The organism is Serratia sp. JSRIV004 (assembly GCF_019968705.1).
Classification (GTDB): Bacteria; Pseudomonadota; Gammaproteobacteria; order Enterobacterales; family Enterobacteriaceae; genus Chania; species Chania fonticola_B.
Genome location: NZ_CP074140.1, coordinates 5698738 through 5714815, shown reverse-complemented (window position 1 = coordinate 5714815; position 16078 = coordinate 5698738). Strand labels below are relative to the sequence as shown.

General features: G+C 52.9%; 14 protein-coding genes. 8 read left to right on the top strand and 6 right to left on the bottom strand.

All coding sequences use genetic code 11. The features are described 5' to 3' along the window. Positions 1 to 47: 47 nt before the first annotated feature. Both gdhA and uspA read right to left on the bottom strand, forming a co-directional pair. On the bottom strand, positions 48 to 1391 hold the full coding sequence (gdhA, locus tag KGP21_RS27140) for an NADP-specific glutamate dehydrogenase (protein WP_021807409.1): 1344 nt from the start codon (positions 1389 to 1391) through the stop codon (positions 48 to 50). 182 nt (positions 1392 to 1573) lie between these two features. Continuing rightward, positions 1574 to 2008, bottom strand: coding sequence for a universal stress protein UspA (gene uspA / locus KGP21_RS27135; protein WP_021181773.1), 435 nt, complete (start codon positions 2006 to 2008; stop codon positions 1574 to 1576). Between the two features lie 553 nt (positions 2009 to 2561). Here uspA and uspB point away from each other — a divergent pair. Beyond that, complete coding sequence (uspB, locus tag KGP21_RS27130) at positions 2562 to 2897, top strand: universal stress protein UspB (protein WP_021181771.1); 336 nt, start codon at positions 2562 to 2564, stop codon at positions 2895 to 2897. A gap of 64 nt (positions 2898 to 2961) precedes the next feature. On the opposite strand, the gene pitA is transcribed toward uspB, so the two are convergent. Beyond that, positions 2962 to 4467: an inorganic phosphate transporter PitA gene (gene pitA / locus KGP21_RS27125; protein WP_021181770.1), complete on the bottom strand. Its 1506-nt coding sequence runs from the start codon at positions 4465 to 4467 to the stop codon at positions 2962 to 2964. A gap of 304 nt (positions 4468 to 4771) precedes the next feature. Here pitA and KGP21_RS27120 point away from each other — a divergent pair, with 304 nt between their 5' ends. The 5 genes from KGP21_RS27120 (at position 4772) to fetB (ending at position 9782) form a co-directional block, all read left to right on the top strand. Then, positions 4772 to 5971, top strand: a complete 1200-nt coding sequence (locus KGP21_RS27120) for an NAD(P)/FAD-dependent oxidoreductase (RefSeq protein WP_223536620.1) — start codon at positions 4772 to 4774, stop codon at positions 5969 to 5971. Positions 5972 to 6162: 191 nt separating this feature from the next. Continuing rightward, positions 6163 to 6903, top strand: a complete 741-nt coding sequence (locus tag KGP21_RS27115) for a lipoprotein (RefSeq protein ID WP_021807411.1) — start codon at positions 6163 to 6165, stop codon at positions 6901 to 6903. Between the two features lie 619 nt (positions 6904 to 7522). Next, entirely contained in the window at positions 7523 to 7825 is a 303-nt protein-coding gene (locus tag KGP21_RS27110; protein ID WP_094982411.1) for a hypothetical protein, read from the top strand. A 519-nt stretch (positions 7826 to 8344) separates the two neighbouring features. Beyond that, positions 8345 to 9022: an iron ABC transporter ATP-binding protein FetA gene (fetA, locus tag KGP21_RS27105; RefSeq protein ID WP_059199432.1), complete on the top strand. Its 678-nt coding sequence runs from the start codon at positions 8345 to 8347 to the stop codon at positions 9020 to 9022. Beyond that, the gene (gene fetB / locus KGP21_RS27100) at positions 9009 to 9782 is read left to right on the top strand and encodes an iron export ABC transporter permease subunit FetB (protein WP_021807413.1); all 774 of its coding nucleotides are present in this window, start codon (positions 9009 to 9011) and stop codon (positions 9780 to 9782) included. Before fetA ends, fetB begins: the two co-directional genes overlap by 14 nt. A 66-nt stretch (positions 9783 to 9848) precedes the next feature. Here fetB and KGP21_RS27095 read toward each other — a convergent pair whose 3' ends face one another. Both KGP21_RS27095 and KGP21_RS27090 read right to left on the bottom strand, forming a co-directional pair. Continuing rightward, positions 9849 to 10685, bottom strand: a complete 837-nt coding sequence (locus KGP21_RS27095; RefSeq protein WP_223536617.1) for a TIM barrel protein — start codon at positions 10683 to 10685, stop codon at positions 9849 to 9851. 27 nt (positions 10686 to 10712) lie between these two features. Then, the gene (locus KGP21_RS27090; protein WP_223536613.1) at positions 10713 to 12149 is read right to left on the bottom strand and encodes a sugar porter family MFS transporter; all 1437 of its coding nucleotides are present in this window, start codon (positions 12147 to 12149) and stop codon (positions 10713 to 10715) included. Between the two features lie 560 nt (positions 12150 to 12709). Here KGP21_RS27090 and KGP21_RS27085 point away from each other — a divergent pair. Beyond that, complete coding sequence (locus KGP21_RS27085) at positions 12710 to 14215, top strand: CoA-acylating methylmalonate-semialdehyde dehydrogenase (protein ID WP_024482786.1); 1506 nt, start codon at positions 12710 to 12712, stop codon at positions 14213 to 14215. 110 nt (positions 14216 to 14325) lie between these two features. Then, on the top strand, positions 14326 to 15135 hold the full coding sequence (iolB, locus tag KGP21_RS27080; RefSeq protein WP_021807417.1) for a 5-deoxy-glucuronate isomerase: 810 nt from the start codon (positions 14326 to 14328) through the stop codon (positions 15133 to 15135). A 46-nt stretch (positions 15136 to 15181) separates the two neighbouring features. Here iolB and KGP21_RS27075 read toward each other — a convergent pair whose 3' ends face one another. Continuing rightward, the gene (locus KGP21_RS27075; protein WP_021807418.1) at positions 15182 to 16018 is read right to left on the bottom strand and encodes a MurR/RpiR family transcriptional regulator; all 837 of its coding nucleotides are present in this window, start codon (positions 16016 to 16018) and stop codon (positions 15182 to 15184) included. Positions 16019 to 16078: the final 60 nt, after the last annotated feature.

Genomic DNA, 16078 nt, shown 5'->3' with positions numbered 1-16078 from the left:
TAAAAAAATGCCGGCGAATCTGCCGGCATTTTTCATTCAGGATAAGGTTAGAGCACGCCCTGAGCCAGCATCGCATCGGCAATCTTAACGAACCCGGCAATGTTGGCGCCGTGAACGTAATGCGTTTGCTTGCCTTCGCCGCCGTATTCGACGCAGGACTGATGGATATCCGCCATGATGTGACGTAAACGGATATCGACCTTCTCTGCCCGCCAGTTCAGGCGCGCGGCGTTTTGCGCCATCTCCAGCCCGGAAGTGGCAACACCACCGGCGTTGGCGGCTTTGCCCGGTGCGAACAGCACGCCCGCTTCCAGGAAGGCATCGGTGGCCTGGATGGTGGTTGGCATATTAGCGCCTTCTGCCACGGCTTTGACCCCGTTGCGGATCAGCACCTGTGCGGCTTCCAGATCCAGCTCGTTCTGGGTGGCACAAGGCAGGGCGATATCCACCGGCACGTTCCACGGGCTTTCACCGGCCAGATAGGTCAGGCCACGCTCGCGGGCGTAATCGGCAACTCGGCCATAGCGCTGGTTCTTGATTTCGGCCAGATGCGCCAGTTTTTCAGTGGTGAAGCCAGCTTCATCCACCACGGTACCGCCGGAATCGGAAACGGTGATCACCCGCGCGTCCAGCTCCAACGCTTTTTCAATGGTGTATTGCGCCACGTTACCGGAGCCGGAAACCGCGACTCGCATTCCTTCAAAGCCCAGGCCATGGCGCTGCAGCATTGAATCGGTGAAGTACACCAGGCCGTAACCGGTCGCTTCCGGGCGGATCAGGCTGCCGCCGAACGACAGGCCTTTGCCGGTAAATACGCAGCTGGTGTTGTTGGACAGCTTTTTCATCATGCCAGCCATAAAGCCCACTTCGCGGCCACCTACGCCGATATCCCCGGCTGGCACGTCAGTATCTGGGCCTAGGTGACGATAAAGTTCGGTCATCAGCGATTGGCAGAAGCGCATGATTTCGCCCTGGCTTTTGCCTTTGGGATCAAAGTCTGACCCCCCCTTGCCACCGCCCATAGGTAGCGTGGTCAGGGCATTCTTGAAGGTCTGTTCGAAACCCAGGAACTTCAGAATGGAGGTGTTAACCGAAGGGTGGAAACGCATCCCCCCTTTGTACGGCCCAATGGCGGAGTTGAACTGGATACGGTAGGCGCGGTTTACCCGTACTTTGCCCTGATCGTCGACCCAACTGACGCGAAACTGAATGATACGCTCAGGCTCTACCAGGCGCTCTAACAGGGCATGGTCACGATAATGGGGGTTACGTTCGATGAATGGCCACAGAGAGGTAAAGACTTCACGCACTGCCTGCAGATATTCCGGTTGATGCGAGTTATGACGTTGTAAGGATTTTAGAAAGGATTCTAGCGATACAGCCTGTTCCATGGATAGCTCCTGTTTAGCATATTGGTTCCCCTGTTTTTATGATGTGTCTCACAGTTGGGGAGGATGTTGTGTCTACCTCGACTATATCACTGTGGGGTGGCTGATTAACAAGCAATAAATAACAGGAAACCATGAAAAACGCCCGCGCAGGGCGGGCGTTGGCCAAACAGGTTAGCGAATGCTTACTTTTCTTCGTCGCGCAGCGGCACAATCAACATATCAATATGTACCGTATTGATTAACTGGCGCGCAGAGGACATCAATTTGCTCCAGAAATCCTGGTGGTGTCCACACAATACCAGGTCCATATCGTATTTCTTAATCGCATCAACCAGCACCTGCGCCAGATCGCCGCTGCCGCTCAGGGTTTCGGTGATGGGATAGCCCGCATTTTGCGACAGCTCGGTTAACGCATGGTGGGTTTCTTCGGAAATACGCTTTTGCATATCGCCAAGGTTGACGTCGATCAGGCCGGTATACAGATCGGAATAGTTTACATCAACGTGGATCAGAGAGACTTTGGCATTGTACGGCCGCGCCATTGATACCGCTTTCTCGACCAGGATTTTACTTTCCGGTGATAGGTCAACCGCAATCAGTATGTGTTTGTAAGCCATGAGAATACTCCTTCCATATAATGCCGATTAAAGGGGGCAGGCATTCAGTGTTCCAGCTTGGCGCTTTCGCCTTACCTGCATAGTACCATCCAGATAACACAATGATATGTTGGGGCGATCACACTGCACCGCATCAATCACCCTTGTTTATACGTTTACCCCACCCGTTTTACACCGACGGGGCAAAAAATCCTATGGCTTATACGGCTATTCGCCGTTTGAACGATTGAATTATAAGCATTGTTGCTCAAAGTATAGCTTATGACGGTTATCCGAGCGGAGAGTGGGTAGATGAAGAATTTGGCCCTGACTGTAAATTTTATGCGGCACCGGGATCTGTTTGCGTTTCATTATTCTACACTAGTGAATGTGGACCCCACTTATTTCCTCTGATCGCTGTAAGACCTGTTCATCAAGCGGTCAGAGGTTGTGGGTAGCAACGGGTCCGTAAGGTGCTAGGGGGATGGGAGCCAAGGCTCCGGCAGCATAAGGTATGAAGTAGGGCCGTTGGCCCGGCGGGTGTCCGGGATAACAACGCCTTGAGGGGGCTATCATGATTAGTACCGTCGCGCTGTTTTGGGCATTGTGTGTGGTCTGTGTGATTAACATGGCCCGGTATTTTTCTTCTCTGCGTGCGCTGCTATTTGTTTTACGCGGCTGCGACCCGTTACTTTACCAATACGTCGATGGCGGAGGGTTCTTTACTTCGCACGGCCAGCCGAGCAAGCAGATACGGCTGGTGCGCTATATCTTTACGCAACGCTATATGGAGCACCACGACCCGGAATTCATTCGCCGCTGTCAGCGTGTCCGCAGCCAGTTTGTGCTGACTTCATCGCTGTGTGGGCTAGTGGTGATCAGCCTGGTGGCATTGGCGATCTGGTATTAGCCCGGCGATAGCAAGGCAAAAAAATGGCGGCCACTTTGGCCGCCATTGTTGTATCGAGCAATCGTCAAATCACTTTCAGCGCCAGCCAATACAGGCCACCGGAAAGTAAAATCGAGACAGGCAGGGTCAGAACCCAGGCCAACAAGATGCTCTTGATGGTTTTGCTCTGCACGCCACCGCCATCCACCAGCATCGTTCCGGCAACCGCCGAAGACAGTACTTGGGTAGTGGAAACCGGCATACCGGTATAGCTGGCCACGCCAATCGACAGGGCGGCCGTCATCTGTGCCGACACCCCCTGAGCGTAGGTCATGCCTTTCTTACCGATTTTCTCACCGATAGTGGTAGCAACGCGTCGCCAGCCCACCATGGTACCGAGGGACAGCGCCAGGGCTACCGCGACGATAATCCAGGTTGGTGCATATTCAACGGTTTCCAACAGGTCTGAACGCAGATTCTTCAGGAAGCGTTGATCTTCCACTGAGGTTTCTGGCAGCTTGGCCACCTTGTCTGCAGTCTCGGTCACGCACATCAGCAGGCGGCGCAGATGGCTGCGCTGCTCTACCGTCAGCTGATCGTAGTTTTGCAGATTGTTCAGCAGGTCCAGAGAGCGCTCAACGGCAATCAGGGCACGTGAGCTGTCGCAGTGGAACTCAACCGGTTGATCAGGCGTTGGAGCCGCATTCTGAGGCGCAGGAACCAACGGCGTCTGTGTGGCCACATGTGCCAGAGAATCGCCATGCTTTTGGTAGAATTGCTGCAGGTGGCTCACGGCATCGCGGGTACGGGTGATGTCATAACCGGTCGCGCTCATGTTGAGGACGAAGCCTGCAGGGGCAACACCGATCAGCACCAGCATAATCAGACCGATACCTTTCTGACCGTCATTGGCACCGTGTGAGAAGCTCACGCCGATAGCCGACAGGATCAGAGCGATACGTGTCCAGAACGGTGGCTTACGTTTGCCATCGACCTTTTCACGTTCCGCCGGTGTCATATGAATACGCTGACGTTTTTTGGTATTGCTCCAATAGCGGCGCAGCATGAACACCATCAGCCCGGCAATGATCATCCCGATCAACGGGGAGAAGATTAACGACAGGAAGATGCTGATCATTTTTGGCACGTTCAGCGCGTCGACCACGGAGGTGTTGGTCACCAACGCATTGGTCAAGCCGACACCGATAATGGCGCCAATCAGGGTGTGGGAACTGGAGGCCGGTAACCCAAGATACCAGGTACCGAGGTTCCAGATAATTGCCGCCAACAACATGGAGAAGACCATGGCTAACCCGTGTGCTGAACTGACGTTCAACAACAGATCGGTTGGTAGCAGGTGCACAATGGCGTAGGCAACACTCAAACCGCCGAGCATCACGCCAAGAAAGTTGAACAGGCCAGCCATAACGACCGCAAGTTGCGAGCGCATAGCACGGGTGTAAATTACAGTAGCGACCGCATTGGCCGTATCATGGAAGCCGTTAATGGCCTCATAGAACAGCACGAACAACAATGCGAGAATTAACATCAGGCCGGTATGGAAATCCAGGCCAGTGAACAAATGCAGCATAAGCGTTACGCCAGGTTTGTGGACATGAACGCCGCGCATTATCGGCGACAACGGGTGTCGGGGAAAAGGAAAATATGACGTTTTTTTGATTTCTCTGATGTACAAGGGGTTTGAACACTGTTGAATCGATGCAATTTCAGCATGTTACTGCCGTTTATGTCCGTTACATTTTCTTACGTTGGCGTTGTCCTGCCGATGCCTTTACAATCCCCCACCGCGGATTTAGCGGTATACAGGCACGTAAAAGGCGTAAAATACGCTCTTGTTGCCGCGATTGTTGTGGCTATTGCAAAGAGAGGTTTGGGTGGAACAGTTTGATGTTGTCGTCATTGGCGCGGGTGCCGCAGGGATGTTTTGTGCTGCGCAGGCAGGGCAACTGGGTTGCCGGGTGCTATTACTCGACAACGGCAAAAAACCGGGCCGCAAGATCCTGATGTCTGGCGGTGGGCGCTGTAACTTCACCAACATGTCCGTTGAACCGGCGGCCTACCTCTCGCATAACCCCCATTTCTGCAAATCGGCATTGGCACGCTATACCCAATGGGATTTTATCGATCTGATTAACCGCTACGGCATCGCCTACCACGAAAAAACCTTGGGGCAGCTGTTCTGTGATGATTCTGCACAGCAGGTCGTCGATCTGTTGGTGCAAGAGTGCGAACTGGGTCAGGTGGTAACGCGCCTGCGCAGCGAGGTCCTGAGCGTCGAAAAAACCGACCAGGGCTTTGAATTGGCACTTAACGGCGAGAGTGTGAGTGCTCGCTCACTTGTGGTGGCGAGCGGTGGGCTTTCCATGCCGGGTTTGGGGGCCACCCCCTTTGGCTATAAGTTGGCGGAACAGTTTGGCCTGAAAGTATTACCGACCCGGGCCGGTTTGGTGCCCTTTACGCTGCATAAGCCGCTGTTGGAGCAATCCCAGGCGCTGTCTGGCGTTTCGGTTCCCGCAGTGGTCACAGCGGATGATGGCACCAGCTTTCGTGAAAGCATCTTGTTTACGCATCGGGGGCTTTCTGGTCCGGCTATCTTGCAGATCTCCAGTTACTGGCAGCCTGGTGAGTTTGTGAGCATTAACTTACTTCCAACGCTAGACCTGGTGGGCTTCCTTAACGAACAGCGCCAGGCACATCCTAACCAGAGCCTGAAAAACACTCTGGCTTTGCACTTGCCAAAGCGCCTGGTGGAATTGCTGCAAGAATTGGGGCAACTGCCGGAGGCCACGTTGAAGCAACTCACTCCAACGCAGCAGGCCGCGTTGGTTGATAGTTTGCAAGATTGGCGCGTACAACCCAATGGCACCGAGGGTTACCGCACCGCAGAGGTGACCCTGGGCGGTGTGGACACCAAAGAGCTTTCTTCCAAAACCATGGAGGCGAGTAAGGTGCCGGGCCTGTACTTTATCGGTGAGGTGGTGGACGTGACAGGCTGGCTGGGGGGTTATAACTTCCAGTGGGCCTGGAGTTCCGCTTGGGCCTGCGCGCAGGCTTTGGCTGCGCAGAAATCTTAAAGAGACGGCAGACACTCCTGAAACGGCTCGCCATGAAGAGGCGCGGAATGCCGCGCCTTTTCAGATAATCAATCGTCTATTTTAAGAACTTAAGAGATAGGAACATCGGAAGTAATTCAGAATAATGGGCTCGGCTCGTGCGTTGAGGTAAGCGCACTCTTATTCAAATAATAACAAGGAAAGTTCTGCTGATGAAAATCAAATGCGGTTTGGCATTACTGGCTTCTCTGGTGCTGGTTTCCGGCTGTAGCCAAAAGATTTCCTCTTCACGCGTGGCGGCTGATCCTGCAGCTGCACCGGCTCCAGTCGCCCAAGAACATAAACTGGGAACGGCATGGGGTGAGGACGTTTACTCCAAAGTGACCACTGTTGACGCGAAGCGTTTGCATTCCTCTCCAGACAGTGTCGCCAAAGTGTTGTACAGCGCGGCCGCTTCCAATAATGGGCAGTACACCAATGAGATCGTGTTGTCTTCCGTCAGAATGCGTGTGCAGACCGAAAACAATCGGGATTTCGCGCTCAATCGCTATAAAAATGGCGAGTTTTCATTCTCTGCCAATGACGGCGAGCGCTACCAGCTGTTCTTCTATAACACCAGCCCCAGCAAAACCTATGAGGTGGTAACCGCTGTTGACGGTCTGGACGTGATTTCTGGCCGCAGTGGTTCACTGCGTAATTCCGGCTATCTGGTCTCCCCAAAAGGAACCCTGGTGATTGAGGGCTTCCGTAAAAGTGATTCGTCCGTTGCCGCATTCCGTTTTGCAAAACCGGATGACTCCTACGCTGCGAGTTCACTGGCGGGGGAAAAAGAGAATGTCGGCGTGATTGGTGTGGCGGTTTATGAAATGGCCCTGCCGGGCCTGCCTGATTGCCAACCGCAGGCGTTCCCTGCGGATGCTAAATACGCCCCTGCTCCCTGCAAGAAACCGTAATTGCGTGAACGTGGCCTCAAAATCTGAGGCCACGTTCAGGCTTCGGGCCTGTTTACAGCTTCCTCAGACACCCTAGACATACCGGCAGCTCCTGACCCCCGTAGCGGCTATCGCCTCATCGCAGGGTGAACGCTTACCTTTCGGCCAGCAAGACCTTGCTCTTGGCCGTTTTCGAGACAATAAATGGCGTACAGGAATAATCTGGTTGGTAATAACTTTACAATTACAACTATCGTGTTTATTCAGAATATCCTTCTGCATCATGCGAACGCATTTTTCTATTGTTTTTAATCGGTAATTTACCGAAAAGTCTGGTTTTTTTTACCCAATTTAGGTTAGGGATAGATAGATTTCGCAGTAGGAATTTTATCTTTTCTAAGTGAAAAATGTGGCGTTATAGAAATTCTGCGAATTATCTTAGCCATTGACGGGATATAAAAATTTGGCGATCTTTATGCAATGTGACCTATATCAATAAACCATGGCCGGAAAAACCTATCTTGTATAGGGCCAGCTTGGTTAGGGGCGTTTGTGGTTTGTTGTTAGTCGTTAATGCATGTTAACGTGCTGATTATTAATCATATCTAGGCAAGGCAATCAGTCTCAGAGGAAAGTGGTTATGCCATGGAGTCATGAAATTCAACAGGCAATTACCTTGTTACAGGCATGCCAACATCGCCATTCGGACAGCCTGCCCTGTCCGGCCAGGGGGGATGAACCTGGCGCAGTAGGCACTTGCGCAGAAAAAATCATGCCGTCAATCATCCTGCTTAATGCGTTTGCCGATGTACTTCCGCAGCATCAGGAATTACATCGTCTTGGTATGGTGCTGGAGGCCCAGGGCCGGATCAACAAATTGACTCAAGGGGAGAGCTACAGCCAAAGCGCACTGGCGTATTTACGTGCGCAAATCGAACCCTGACAGTTCCATCTCTACCCCTTGTATTTTAGCGAGGGGTTGCTTTTTGGTTCGTATGGTACCGGCTCATTATTAACGAGCTATTTATTTCACCGTACTTTGAACTTATGCTGTTGGATAAGGGGGGAGGGCCAATATAGGGTAGAACGCCCGGGTATTTTATCGATATAATTCTATTTCCGCAGAAAGTATTATTAATTGCTTTTACACGTATACCTATTATCGTGCCGTTGGGGGCGAATGGGGCTAAACTACTACATTATTAACACGGCCAGCCGTACATGCGTAGTATTATTAATGTGCCAAGAGCGACCTTGACTCCTCTCGGCTCAGCAACATTTTATTCAGCTTGGTTCTATACTGCATCAACCGCTCTCCACATGCGCTGAGCTGGCCGGTTTGCTGAGCGATTAACAACTTGCCTGAATTTTTTTACTGGCAGAAAATACCCTCATGGATTTCAGCTGGCAGCCAGCAGTTCGCCGCTGAAAGAGGAGAGTCGCGCAACAAGCCGGAGTGAGCATGAAGGGCAGTAATGAATTACTGGTATTGGAAGGCATCCATTATCAAATTGACGAGCAGGTTATTCTGGATGCCGTTTCTTTCACCCTGAAGTCGGGCGAATTTAAGTTGATCACCGGGCCTTCGGGGTGTGGCAAGAGTACTTTGTTGAAGATCGTTTCCTCATTGCTTAGCCCAACTCGTGGCAACATCATTTTCAACGGTAAAAATATTGATGACGTTGCCCCAGAAGAGTACCGCAAGCAGGTTTCTTACTGCTTCCAAACGCCAGCCCTGTTTGGTGACACCGTCTACGATAACCTCGCGTTACCCTATCAAATTCGTAAACTGAAACCCGATGAGAAGAAAATCCGCCAGGATCTGACACTGTTGGCCTTGCCGGATAGCATGTTGAAAAAAGGTATCAACGAGCTCTCCGGCGGTGAGAAACAACGTATTTCCTTGATCAGAAATCTGCAATTTATGCCAAAGGTACTGCTGCTTGATGAGATCACCAGTGCTCTGGATGAAGATAACAAACGTCACGTCAATGAGTTGATCCGCCGCCTGGTGGCCGAGCAAGGTCTGGGGGTACTATGGGTTACACACGATAAGGATGAAATTGCGCATGCGGACGAGGTGATCACCCTGCCGCTGAGCCGCATCGATAGCCAGGAGAAAGCTCATGAGTCAGCATAATATCACCAACGAATCATTAGGCTTGTCGATGCTCCTGGTGATTGTCGCCATTCTGATCAGCCACAAAGAGAAGCTGGCACTGGAAAAAGACATTATCTGGAGCATTTGCCGTGCGGTGGTACAGTTGGTTATCGTCGGCTACGTTTTAAAATATATCTTTGATTTGGATAATGGACTATTAACGGTGTTGATGGTGCTGTTTATCTGCTTCAATGCAGCATATAACGCGAAAAAGCGCAGTAAGTATATCGATAACGCGTTTACCATTTCGTTTATTGCCATTACTGCAGGGGCGACGTTGACGCTGGTAGTGCTGGTACTGAGCGGCTCGATTGCCTTTACGCCAATGCAGGTGATCCCCATTTCCGGCATGATTGCTGGCAACGCGATGGTGGCGGTGGGTCTGTGCTACAACAACCTTGGGCAACGTTTTAAAGACCAACAGCAGAAGATCCAGGAAATGCTCAGCCTGGGAGCATCCCCCAAATTCGCTTCTGCGGCTCTGATCCGTGACAGTATTCGTGCATCGCTGATCCCGACGATAGACTCCGCTAAAACGGTTGGTCTGGTAAGCCTGCCAGGAATGATGTCCGGTTTGATCTTTGCTGGTATCGATCCGGTAAAAGCCATCAAGTATCAGATTATGGTGACATTTATGCTGCTTTCTACCGCCAGCCTGTCAACCATCATCGCCTGCTATCTGGCTTATAGGAAGTTCTACAACCAGCGTGAGCAACTGGTGGTTCATACGCTCAAATAGGCACTTCTCGCCCTACGCAGTATGTGTAAAGCGAGGCTCTCTGTAGCCTACGGGCAGCTTGTGCGTTTATCCTTGCAGCAATGCAATACTGTGGCGGATCTCGCGTTCGATATCGCCCTCTGTCCAGGTGTTTAGCTGTGACGAGAACGGCTCGAAGGCATAGATCCCCCGGTAGCCCAAACGTTCCAGGTTCTGTACCTGGGCTACGCTTGCCAACCGATCTTTATCGCTCAGCATAATGCGTTGTTCATCGCTTAATGCGCCTTTGACGAGCGGATCCTCAACGCCAGAGAGATGCACCAAACCAATCTGCTCAACCCGGATCTGAGCGTCAAACTCTGGTTGTGCTACGTCGCTCAGATAGTGGTGGAACGTATCCAGCACTATCTTATAGGGGGCGCCAGAATCACGAATGATTGCCTGTGCCAGCAAGGAAGAGCGCAATGAACTTATGCCAAACCCCAATGGTTCCACGTAGCCCTCAACGCCGTACTGTTTGAACAGCGGAGCGAGTAGCCGTAGTGCAGCCAGCGTATCTTCCCTCTTTTGTGATTCACTGCGCCGGTCGCTCGCGTTGCAATGTGGGCACATCACCACCGCCTTGCTATGGATGGCTTTTGCCTGAATCAGCAACGCTTCAGCGTTTTTCAGCAATGCAGCTTGATCTTCCAGCAGGTTGAACATTCCCAGCGCGTTGATGGTGACGATCTCAATGCCGAACTCTTTGGCCAGCGCGTTTAACTGCTCGTTGCTCAGGTTGTCGGACACTTTGCCACCCGACATATCGTTGCGCAGTTCGACCTTGTTTAACCCACATCTTTTCACCAGGCGGAAGAAGTTCTCCAGAGTGAGGTTGGGGGCTATCTTACGGTTGATACAAAAACGTGCTAACGCAATGGCCATGTTGCATCACTCCTGGATTTGTGGGCTTTAGGCTTTGCCATCTTCTGCCGTGACGATTTCAGATAGCGGTTGGCGATAGCGTTTTGCCATCACGACGTCTTCCATTCTTTCCAGTGAAACACCCTTGGTTTCTGGAATAAAGCGGGCAATAAACCAATAGCTGAACAGGCAGCAGGCGGCAAACACCCACATTGGGAACGCCCCGTGGAAGGTGGAGAACAGATAAGGTTGGTCATTGATCATCGGGAAGCTCTGGGCCACGACGAAGTTGGCCAGCCACATACAGCCAACGGCAATGCTCATCCCCTGTGAACGCATGCGGTTGGGGAAGATTTCGGAAACCAGCACCCAGGCACCCACGCCCCATGACATGGCGTAGAACACCATAAAGAACAGCATGCCAAACAGCGCAAAGTAGCCAGTTGCCTGGGTATACAAGGCATAAGAGGTGATCAGCAGACCAACGATGGTGCCCAGGGTGCCCCAGCGCATCAGTGGAATACGGCCTAAGCGATCCATCAGCATCGCGCCGATCACCGAGCCGACCAGTTGCAATACGCCGATCCAGATGGTCTGGAACAGGGCTTCTTGCGCGTTTTCGGTCACGGTTTTCAGTACCACCGGGGCGTAATACATCATGACGTTAACCCCTGTCACCTGTTGCAGCATGGCGATCATACAGCCGACAAACAGAATGAAGCGTACGCGCACGTCGCCATAATTCAGCGTTTGCTTGCGGTGCTGCTCGTCCTGGCGAAGCGACTCCTTGATTTCTCTCAAAACGCTTTTAGCATGCTCAGCATTTGAAACTCGGGTCAGCATGGCTAAAGCCTGATCGTCGCGGCCTACCATTACGCTCCAGCGTGGTGATTCGGGGATGACAAAGACCAAGGCGGTGAACAGCAGGCAGGGGATCACCTCTGAGCCAATCATCCAGCGCCAGCCCATCTCAATCAGCCAGGCTTCGCTCGCATAGCTGGCAATCTTGAAGTTAACGTAAAAAATCACGATCTGACCGAACACGATGGCGAACTGCTGCATGCTGAGCGCCCGGCCCCGCATATCCTTCGGTGAGACTTCTGACATGTACATGGGGGATACCGTTGCGGCCAGCCCGACGGCGAGACCCCCGATGATGCGATAGATAACAAACCAGGTGAAGGTGGTGGCCAAAGCGGCACCGACTGCAGAGACGGTAAACAGGAGGGCGGCGACCACCAGGGCCTTTTTTCGGCCATAGCGCCCGGCCAGCGGCCCAGCGCCGAAGGCACCGACCACGCAGCCGATCACTACGTTGGACACGGCCCAGCCGGTTTCTGCCGGGCTGAGGTCAAAGTAGGCTTTAAGGGCCTCGATAGCGCCAGAAATCACGGCGGTGTCATAACCAAACAGAATGCCGCCGAGTGCTGCAATCCCGCAGATACGCAGAATATACCCAGTATTGTGTTTACGCTGATATGACATATGTTGCTCCGATTTTTATCCAGGCTTCTGCCTACTTAAGTGACTTGTAGGGGGTAGGGAGGCAGAAGGGTGAACCGTGCCTGTCATCAAGGCGGTGTTTTTCAAGGGGCCTTTGGCAGACAAGAACATTTATTTCATATTTAGTGAATAATGAAATATTGATTTTTAGATCAAGTTCAAAAAATTGAGCATAAATAGGGCAAATGTTCTGCCCGATGTGCATAGCAGATTGGAAAATTGACTCCTCCAGGCGGGCAAGTGTATCTGTTTAAAAAATAGAGATTACTGCGTAAGGACACGCAGCTGGCGGATCGCGGATAACATCGTTTGCCACCACCCGCTCTGCCTACGGGAATGGCAAATTTGCGATCGGCGGCACTAAAAACAAATTTTCTAAAAACTTTTATTTGAAACTTTTTTTTCAATAGAATAGAGTTTGATTCATCTGGTCAGGATTTAATCTGCCTGTGGGCCGTACTCTTGCAGACGGCACGATGAACGTCACGGTATGCGGCAATGCTTCAGGTCGTGGCGATAGCGGACTTAAAAGAGGGTGAAGCATGAAAACCGTGGGTAACTTTATTGGTGGGCAGGTTTGCCTGAGCAGCAGTAATCAAACCGTCGACGTGCACAATCCGGCTAGTGGCCAGGTTGAACGCCGGGTGACGCAGAGCACCGCCGCCGAGGTGAAACAGGCTATTGATGTCGCCCATCAGGCATTTACCGACTGGGCGCGTACCACGCCGCTGCGCCGGGCGCGTATCATGTTCAATTTCAAAGCATTGCTAGAGCAGCACCGCGAAGAGTTGGCGCAACTGATCGTCAGTGAACATGGCAAAGTCTATTCCGATGCGCTGGGGGAGTTGACCCGTGGCATGGAGGTGGTGGAGTTTGCCTGCGGTATTCCGCACCTGATCAAAGGGGAATACTCACCGGATGTCGGCACCGGCGTGGACAGTTTCTCGTTGATGCAGCCACTGGGTGTTGTGGCCGGGATCACGCCGTTTAACTTCCCGGCTATGGTGCCGATGTGGATGTTCCCTATCGCGCTGGCCTGTGGTAATACCTTCGTCTTGAAGCCTCCGGCGTTGGTGCCTTCGGCCTCCGTGCGCCTGGCAGAACTGCTGAAAGAGGCGGGCCTGCCGGATGGGGTGTTCAACGTCGTGCATTGTGGCAATGAAGAGGCCTCGCAGCTGTGCACCGATCCACGCATTCAGGCGGTGAGCTTCGTTGGCTCATCTACGGTTGCAGAGCATATTTACACCACCGCCAGTGCGCATGGCAAGCGTGTACAAGCCTTTGGGGCCGCCAAAAATCAGGCTATCGTCATGCCGGATGCGGATCTGGATGCCACGGTCAATGCGCTGATGGGAGGGGCATTTGGCTCGGCCGGTGAACGTTGCATGGCGCTGCCGGTGGCCGTCGTGGTTGGTGATAGCACCGCGGATAAACTGATTGCCAAACTCAAACCGCTGATCGCCCAACTGCGGGTTGGCCCCGGCATGCAGCAAGGTGGTGAGGAAAATGAAATGGGGCCGTTGGTCTCATCCGCCCATCAGAAAAAAGTGCTGGGGTACATTGATATTGGCGTTAAAGAGGGCGCAACGCTGGTGGTCGATGGCCGCGATTATCAGGTGCCGGGTTATCCAGAGGGTTACTACGTGGGCGGTACCCTGTTCGACAACGTACAACCTGATATGCGCATCTATCGCGAAGAGATCTTTGGGCCGGTGTTGGGCATTGTGCGTGTGGCCGATTACCAAACGGCCATCGATACGGTGAACAGCCACGAGTTTGGTAACGGCAGCGCCATTTTCACCAATAACGGCCACTATGCTCGCCAGTTTGTGCATGAGGTTCAGGCGGGGATGGTGGGGGTTAACGTGCCGGTACCGGTGCCGATGGCTTTCCACAGCTTTGGCGGCTGGAAACGTTCAGTATTCGGTGCGCTTAACGTACATGGCACTGACGGCGTGCGATTCTATACCCGCATGAAGACGGCCACCGCACGTTGGCCAACCGGCCAGCAAACGGTATCCGAATACAGTATGCCAACGCTGGGCTAAACCGCAGCCAGGTATGCCGAGGCCGTTATTCCATCGGGATAGCGGCCGTTGTCGCTGGTATCAATGCATTGCAGCCACACTCACAAGCACGGGATTTAAGGAGCATTGTCATGTCATCATTACTTGCGAAATGTCAGCAACCGGATGCGCAGGGGCGTATTCAGTCCGTCACCCCGGAAAATGCCGGCTGGCGTTTTGTCGGGTTTGAGGTCTATCGGTTAGCGGCCGGGCAGTCGTTGCGGTTGGAGAGTGGCGACAAGGAGCTTTGCCTGGTGCTGGTGGCGGGAATTGCCTCTGTGGTAACGCAACGAGCGGAGTATCCACACATTGGTAAGCGGATGAGCCCGTTTGAGCGCACTCCACCTTACTCCGTTTATGTACCGCATCACGACCATGCTGAAGTCCGGGCAGAAACCGATCTGGAATTGGCGGTATGCAGCGCACCGGGTAACGGACATCTGCCTTCACGCTTGATCACCCCGGCAGACGTCGGCGTGGAGCGCCGGGGTAAAGGCCGTAACCAACGGCTGGTACACAATATTCTGCCTGATAGCCAACCGGCTGACAGCCTGCTGGTGGTTGAGGTTTATACCGACGAAGGCAATACCAGCTCCTACCCAAGCCATAAGCACGACCAGGAAAACTCGCCGGACGAAACCTACCTGGAAGAAACCTATTACCACCGTCTTAACCCTGAACAAGGGTTCTGCCTGCAACGTGTCTATACCGACGATCGTTCGCTGGATGAGTGTATGCCGGTCTATAACCGCGATGTGGTGAAAGTGCCGCGCGGTTACCATCCGGTGGCAACCCTGGCCGGATATGACAATTACTATCTCAATGTGATGGCGGGGCCGGTACGCCTGTGGAAGTTCACCTGGGAAAAAGATCACGCCTGGATCAACAGCGAGAGCTATTGATACTGACAAGGTAGGGGCCGCCGCACACTGCGGCCCTTTTCGAATATTACAGCTCTTTGGCGTTATTCAGTGCCAATGATACCGCCAGCGTCTGTGCCAGACACATGGAGGCCACCTGCGAGCGGAAACCATCTACCTGCGCTTCGCGCACTACAAAACAGACATCGCTGAAGGCGGCAAGCGGGCTGACCTGGCTGTCGGTAATGGCGATCAACTGTGCGCCCTGCTTGGCACCCAACTCCACCAGTTCTACCGCTTCTTTGGCATAAGGCGAATAGCTTATGGCGATCACCACGTCCTTGGGCTTCACCATGCTGAGCTGTTCGGTAAACATCCCGCCTAACCCGTCGATCAGGAAGGCGCGCCTTTCCAGGTGGCGCAGGGCATAGGTGAGATATGAAGCCACGCTGAATGAGCGGCGCAGGCCGATCACGTAGATATTTTCCGCGCTATTCAGCAACTCTACCGCCCGATCCAACTGCTCGGCACTGGTTTGCATCGCCAACTGTTGCAGCGCCTGCGAGTTGACCATCGTAAACACGTTAAGGATTTCTGCCGGCTTTTCCGGGGCAACGCTGTCGTCGGTAGAGGTTTGGCGGAACAGGCGTGCGCGCTCGGTATAGTTCACCGTTTCTTCCATCAGATGCTGGCGGAAAACCTGCTTCATTTCGTTGAAACCGCTGAAGCCAAAGGCGTTGGCGAAACGGATCAGGGTAGATGGCGGCACGCTGGCCTGTGCGGCGATGGAGGCAACGGTATCGAAAGCAATGCTGTTACTGTTATCCAGAATGTATCGTGCTACCTGTTTCAAGCGCTTGCTCAGCGTTTCATAACGGCGGCGGATCTCGTCCTGTAACAGCGAAAGTTGAGTTGGGTTAGTCATCCATTCGGCTCGCAGTATTGGCTGAGGCGTATTGGGTATACGCTGAAGATATTGTCCGGT

Excerpts from the sequence above, each read along its gene's own strand:
- KGP21_RS27115 (WP_021807411.1), top strand. The coding sequence starts at position 6,163 with ATGAAAATCAAATGCGGTTTGGCATTACTGGCTTCTCTGGTGCTGGTT.
- KGP21_RS27075 (WP_021807418.1), bottom strand. The coding sequence starts at position 16,018 with ATGACTAACCCAACTCAACTTTCGCTGTTACAGGACGAGATCCGCCGC.
- pitA (WP_021181770.1), bottom strand. The coding sequence starts at position 4,467 with ATGCTGCATTTGTTCACTGGCCTGGATTTCCATACCGGCCTGATGTTA.
- KGP21_RS27090 (WP_223536613.1), bottom strand. The coding sequence starts at position 12,149 with ATGTCATATCAGCGTAAACACAATACTGGGTATATTCTGCGTATCTGC.
- iolB (WP_021807417.1), top strand. The coding sequence starts at position 14,326 with ATGTCATCATTACTTGCGAAATGTCAGCAACCGGATGCGCAGGGGCGT.
- uspB (WP_021181771.1), top strand. The coding sequence starts at position 2,562 with ATGATTAGTACCGTCGCGCTGTTTTGGGCATTGTGTGTGGTCTGTGTG.
- uspA (WP_021181773.1), bottom strand. The coding sequence starts at position 2,008 with ATGGCTTACAAACACATACTGATTGCGGTTGACCTATCACCGGAAAGT.
- KGP21_RS27095 (WP_223536617.1), bottom strand. The coding sequence starts at position 10,685 with ATGGCCATTGCGTTAGCACGTTTTTGTATCAACCGTAAGATAGCCCCC.
- KGP21_RS27110 (WP_094982411.1), top strand. The coding sequence starts at position 7,523 with ATGCCATGGAGTCATGAAATTCAACAGGCAATTACCTTGTTACAGGCA.
- gdhA (WP_021807409.1), bottom strand. The coding sequence starts at position 1,391 with ATGGAACAGGCTGTATCGCTAGAATCCTTTCTAAAATCCTTACAACGT.
- KGP21_RS27085 (WP_024482786.1), top strand. The coding sequence starts at position 12,710 with ATGAAAACCGTGGGTAACTTTATTGGTGGGCAGGTTTGCCTGAGCAGC.
- fetA (WP_059199432.1), top strand. The coding sequence starts at position 8,345 with ATGAAGGGCAGTAATGAATTACTGGTATTGGAAGGCATCCATTATCAA.
- fetB (WP_021807413.1), top strand. The coding sequence starts at position 9,009 with ATGAGTCAGCATAATATCACCAACGAATCATTAGGCTTGTCGATGCTC.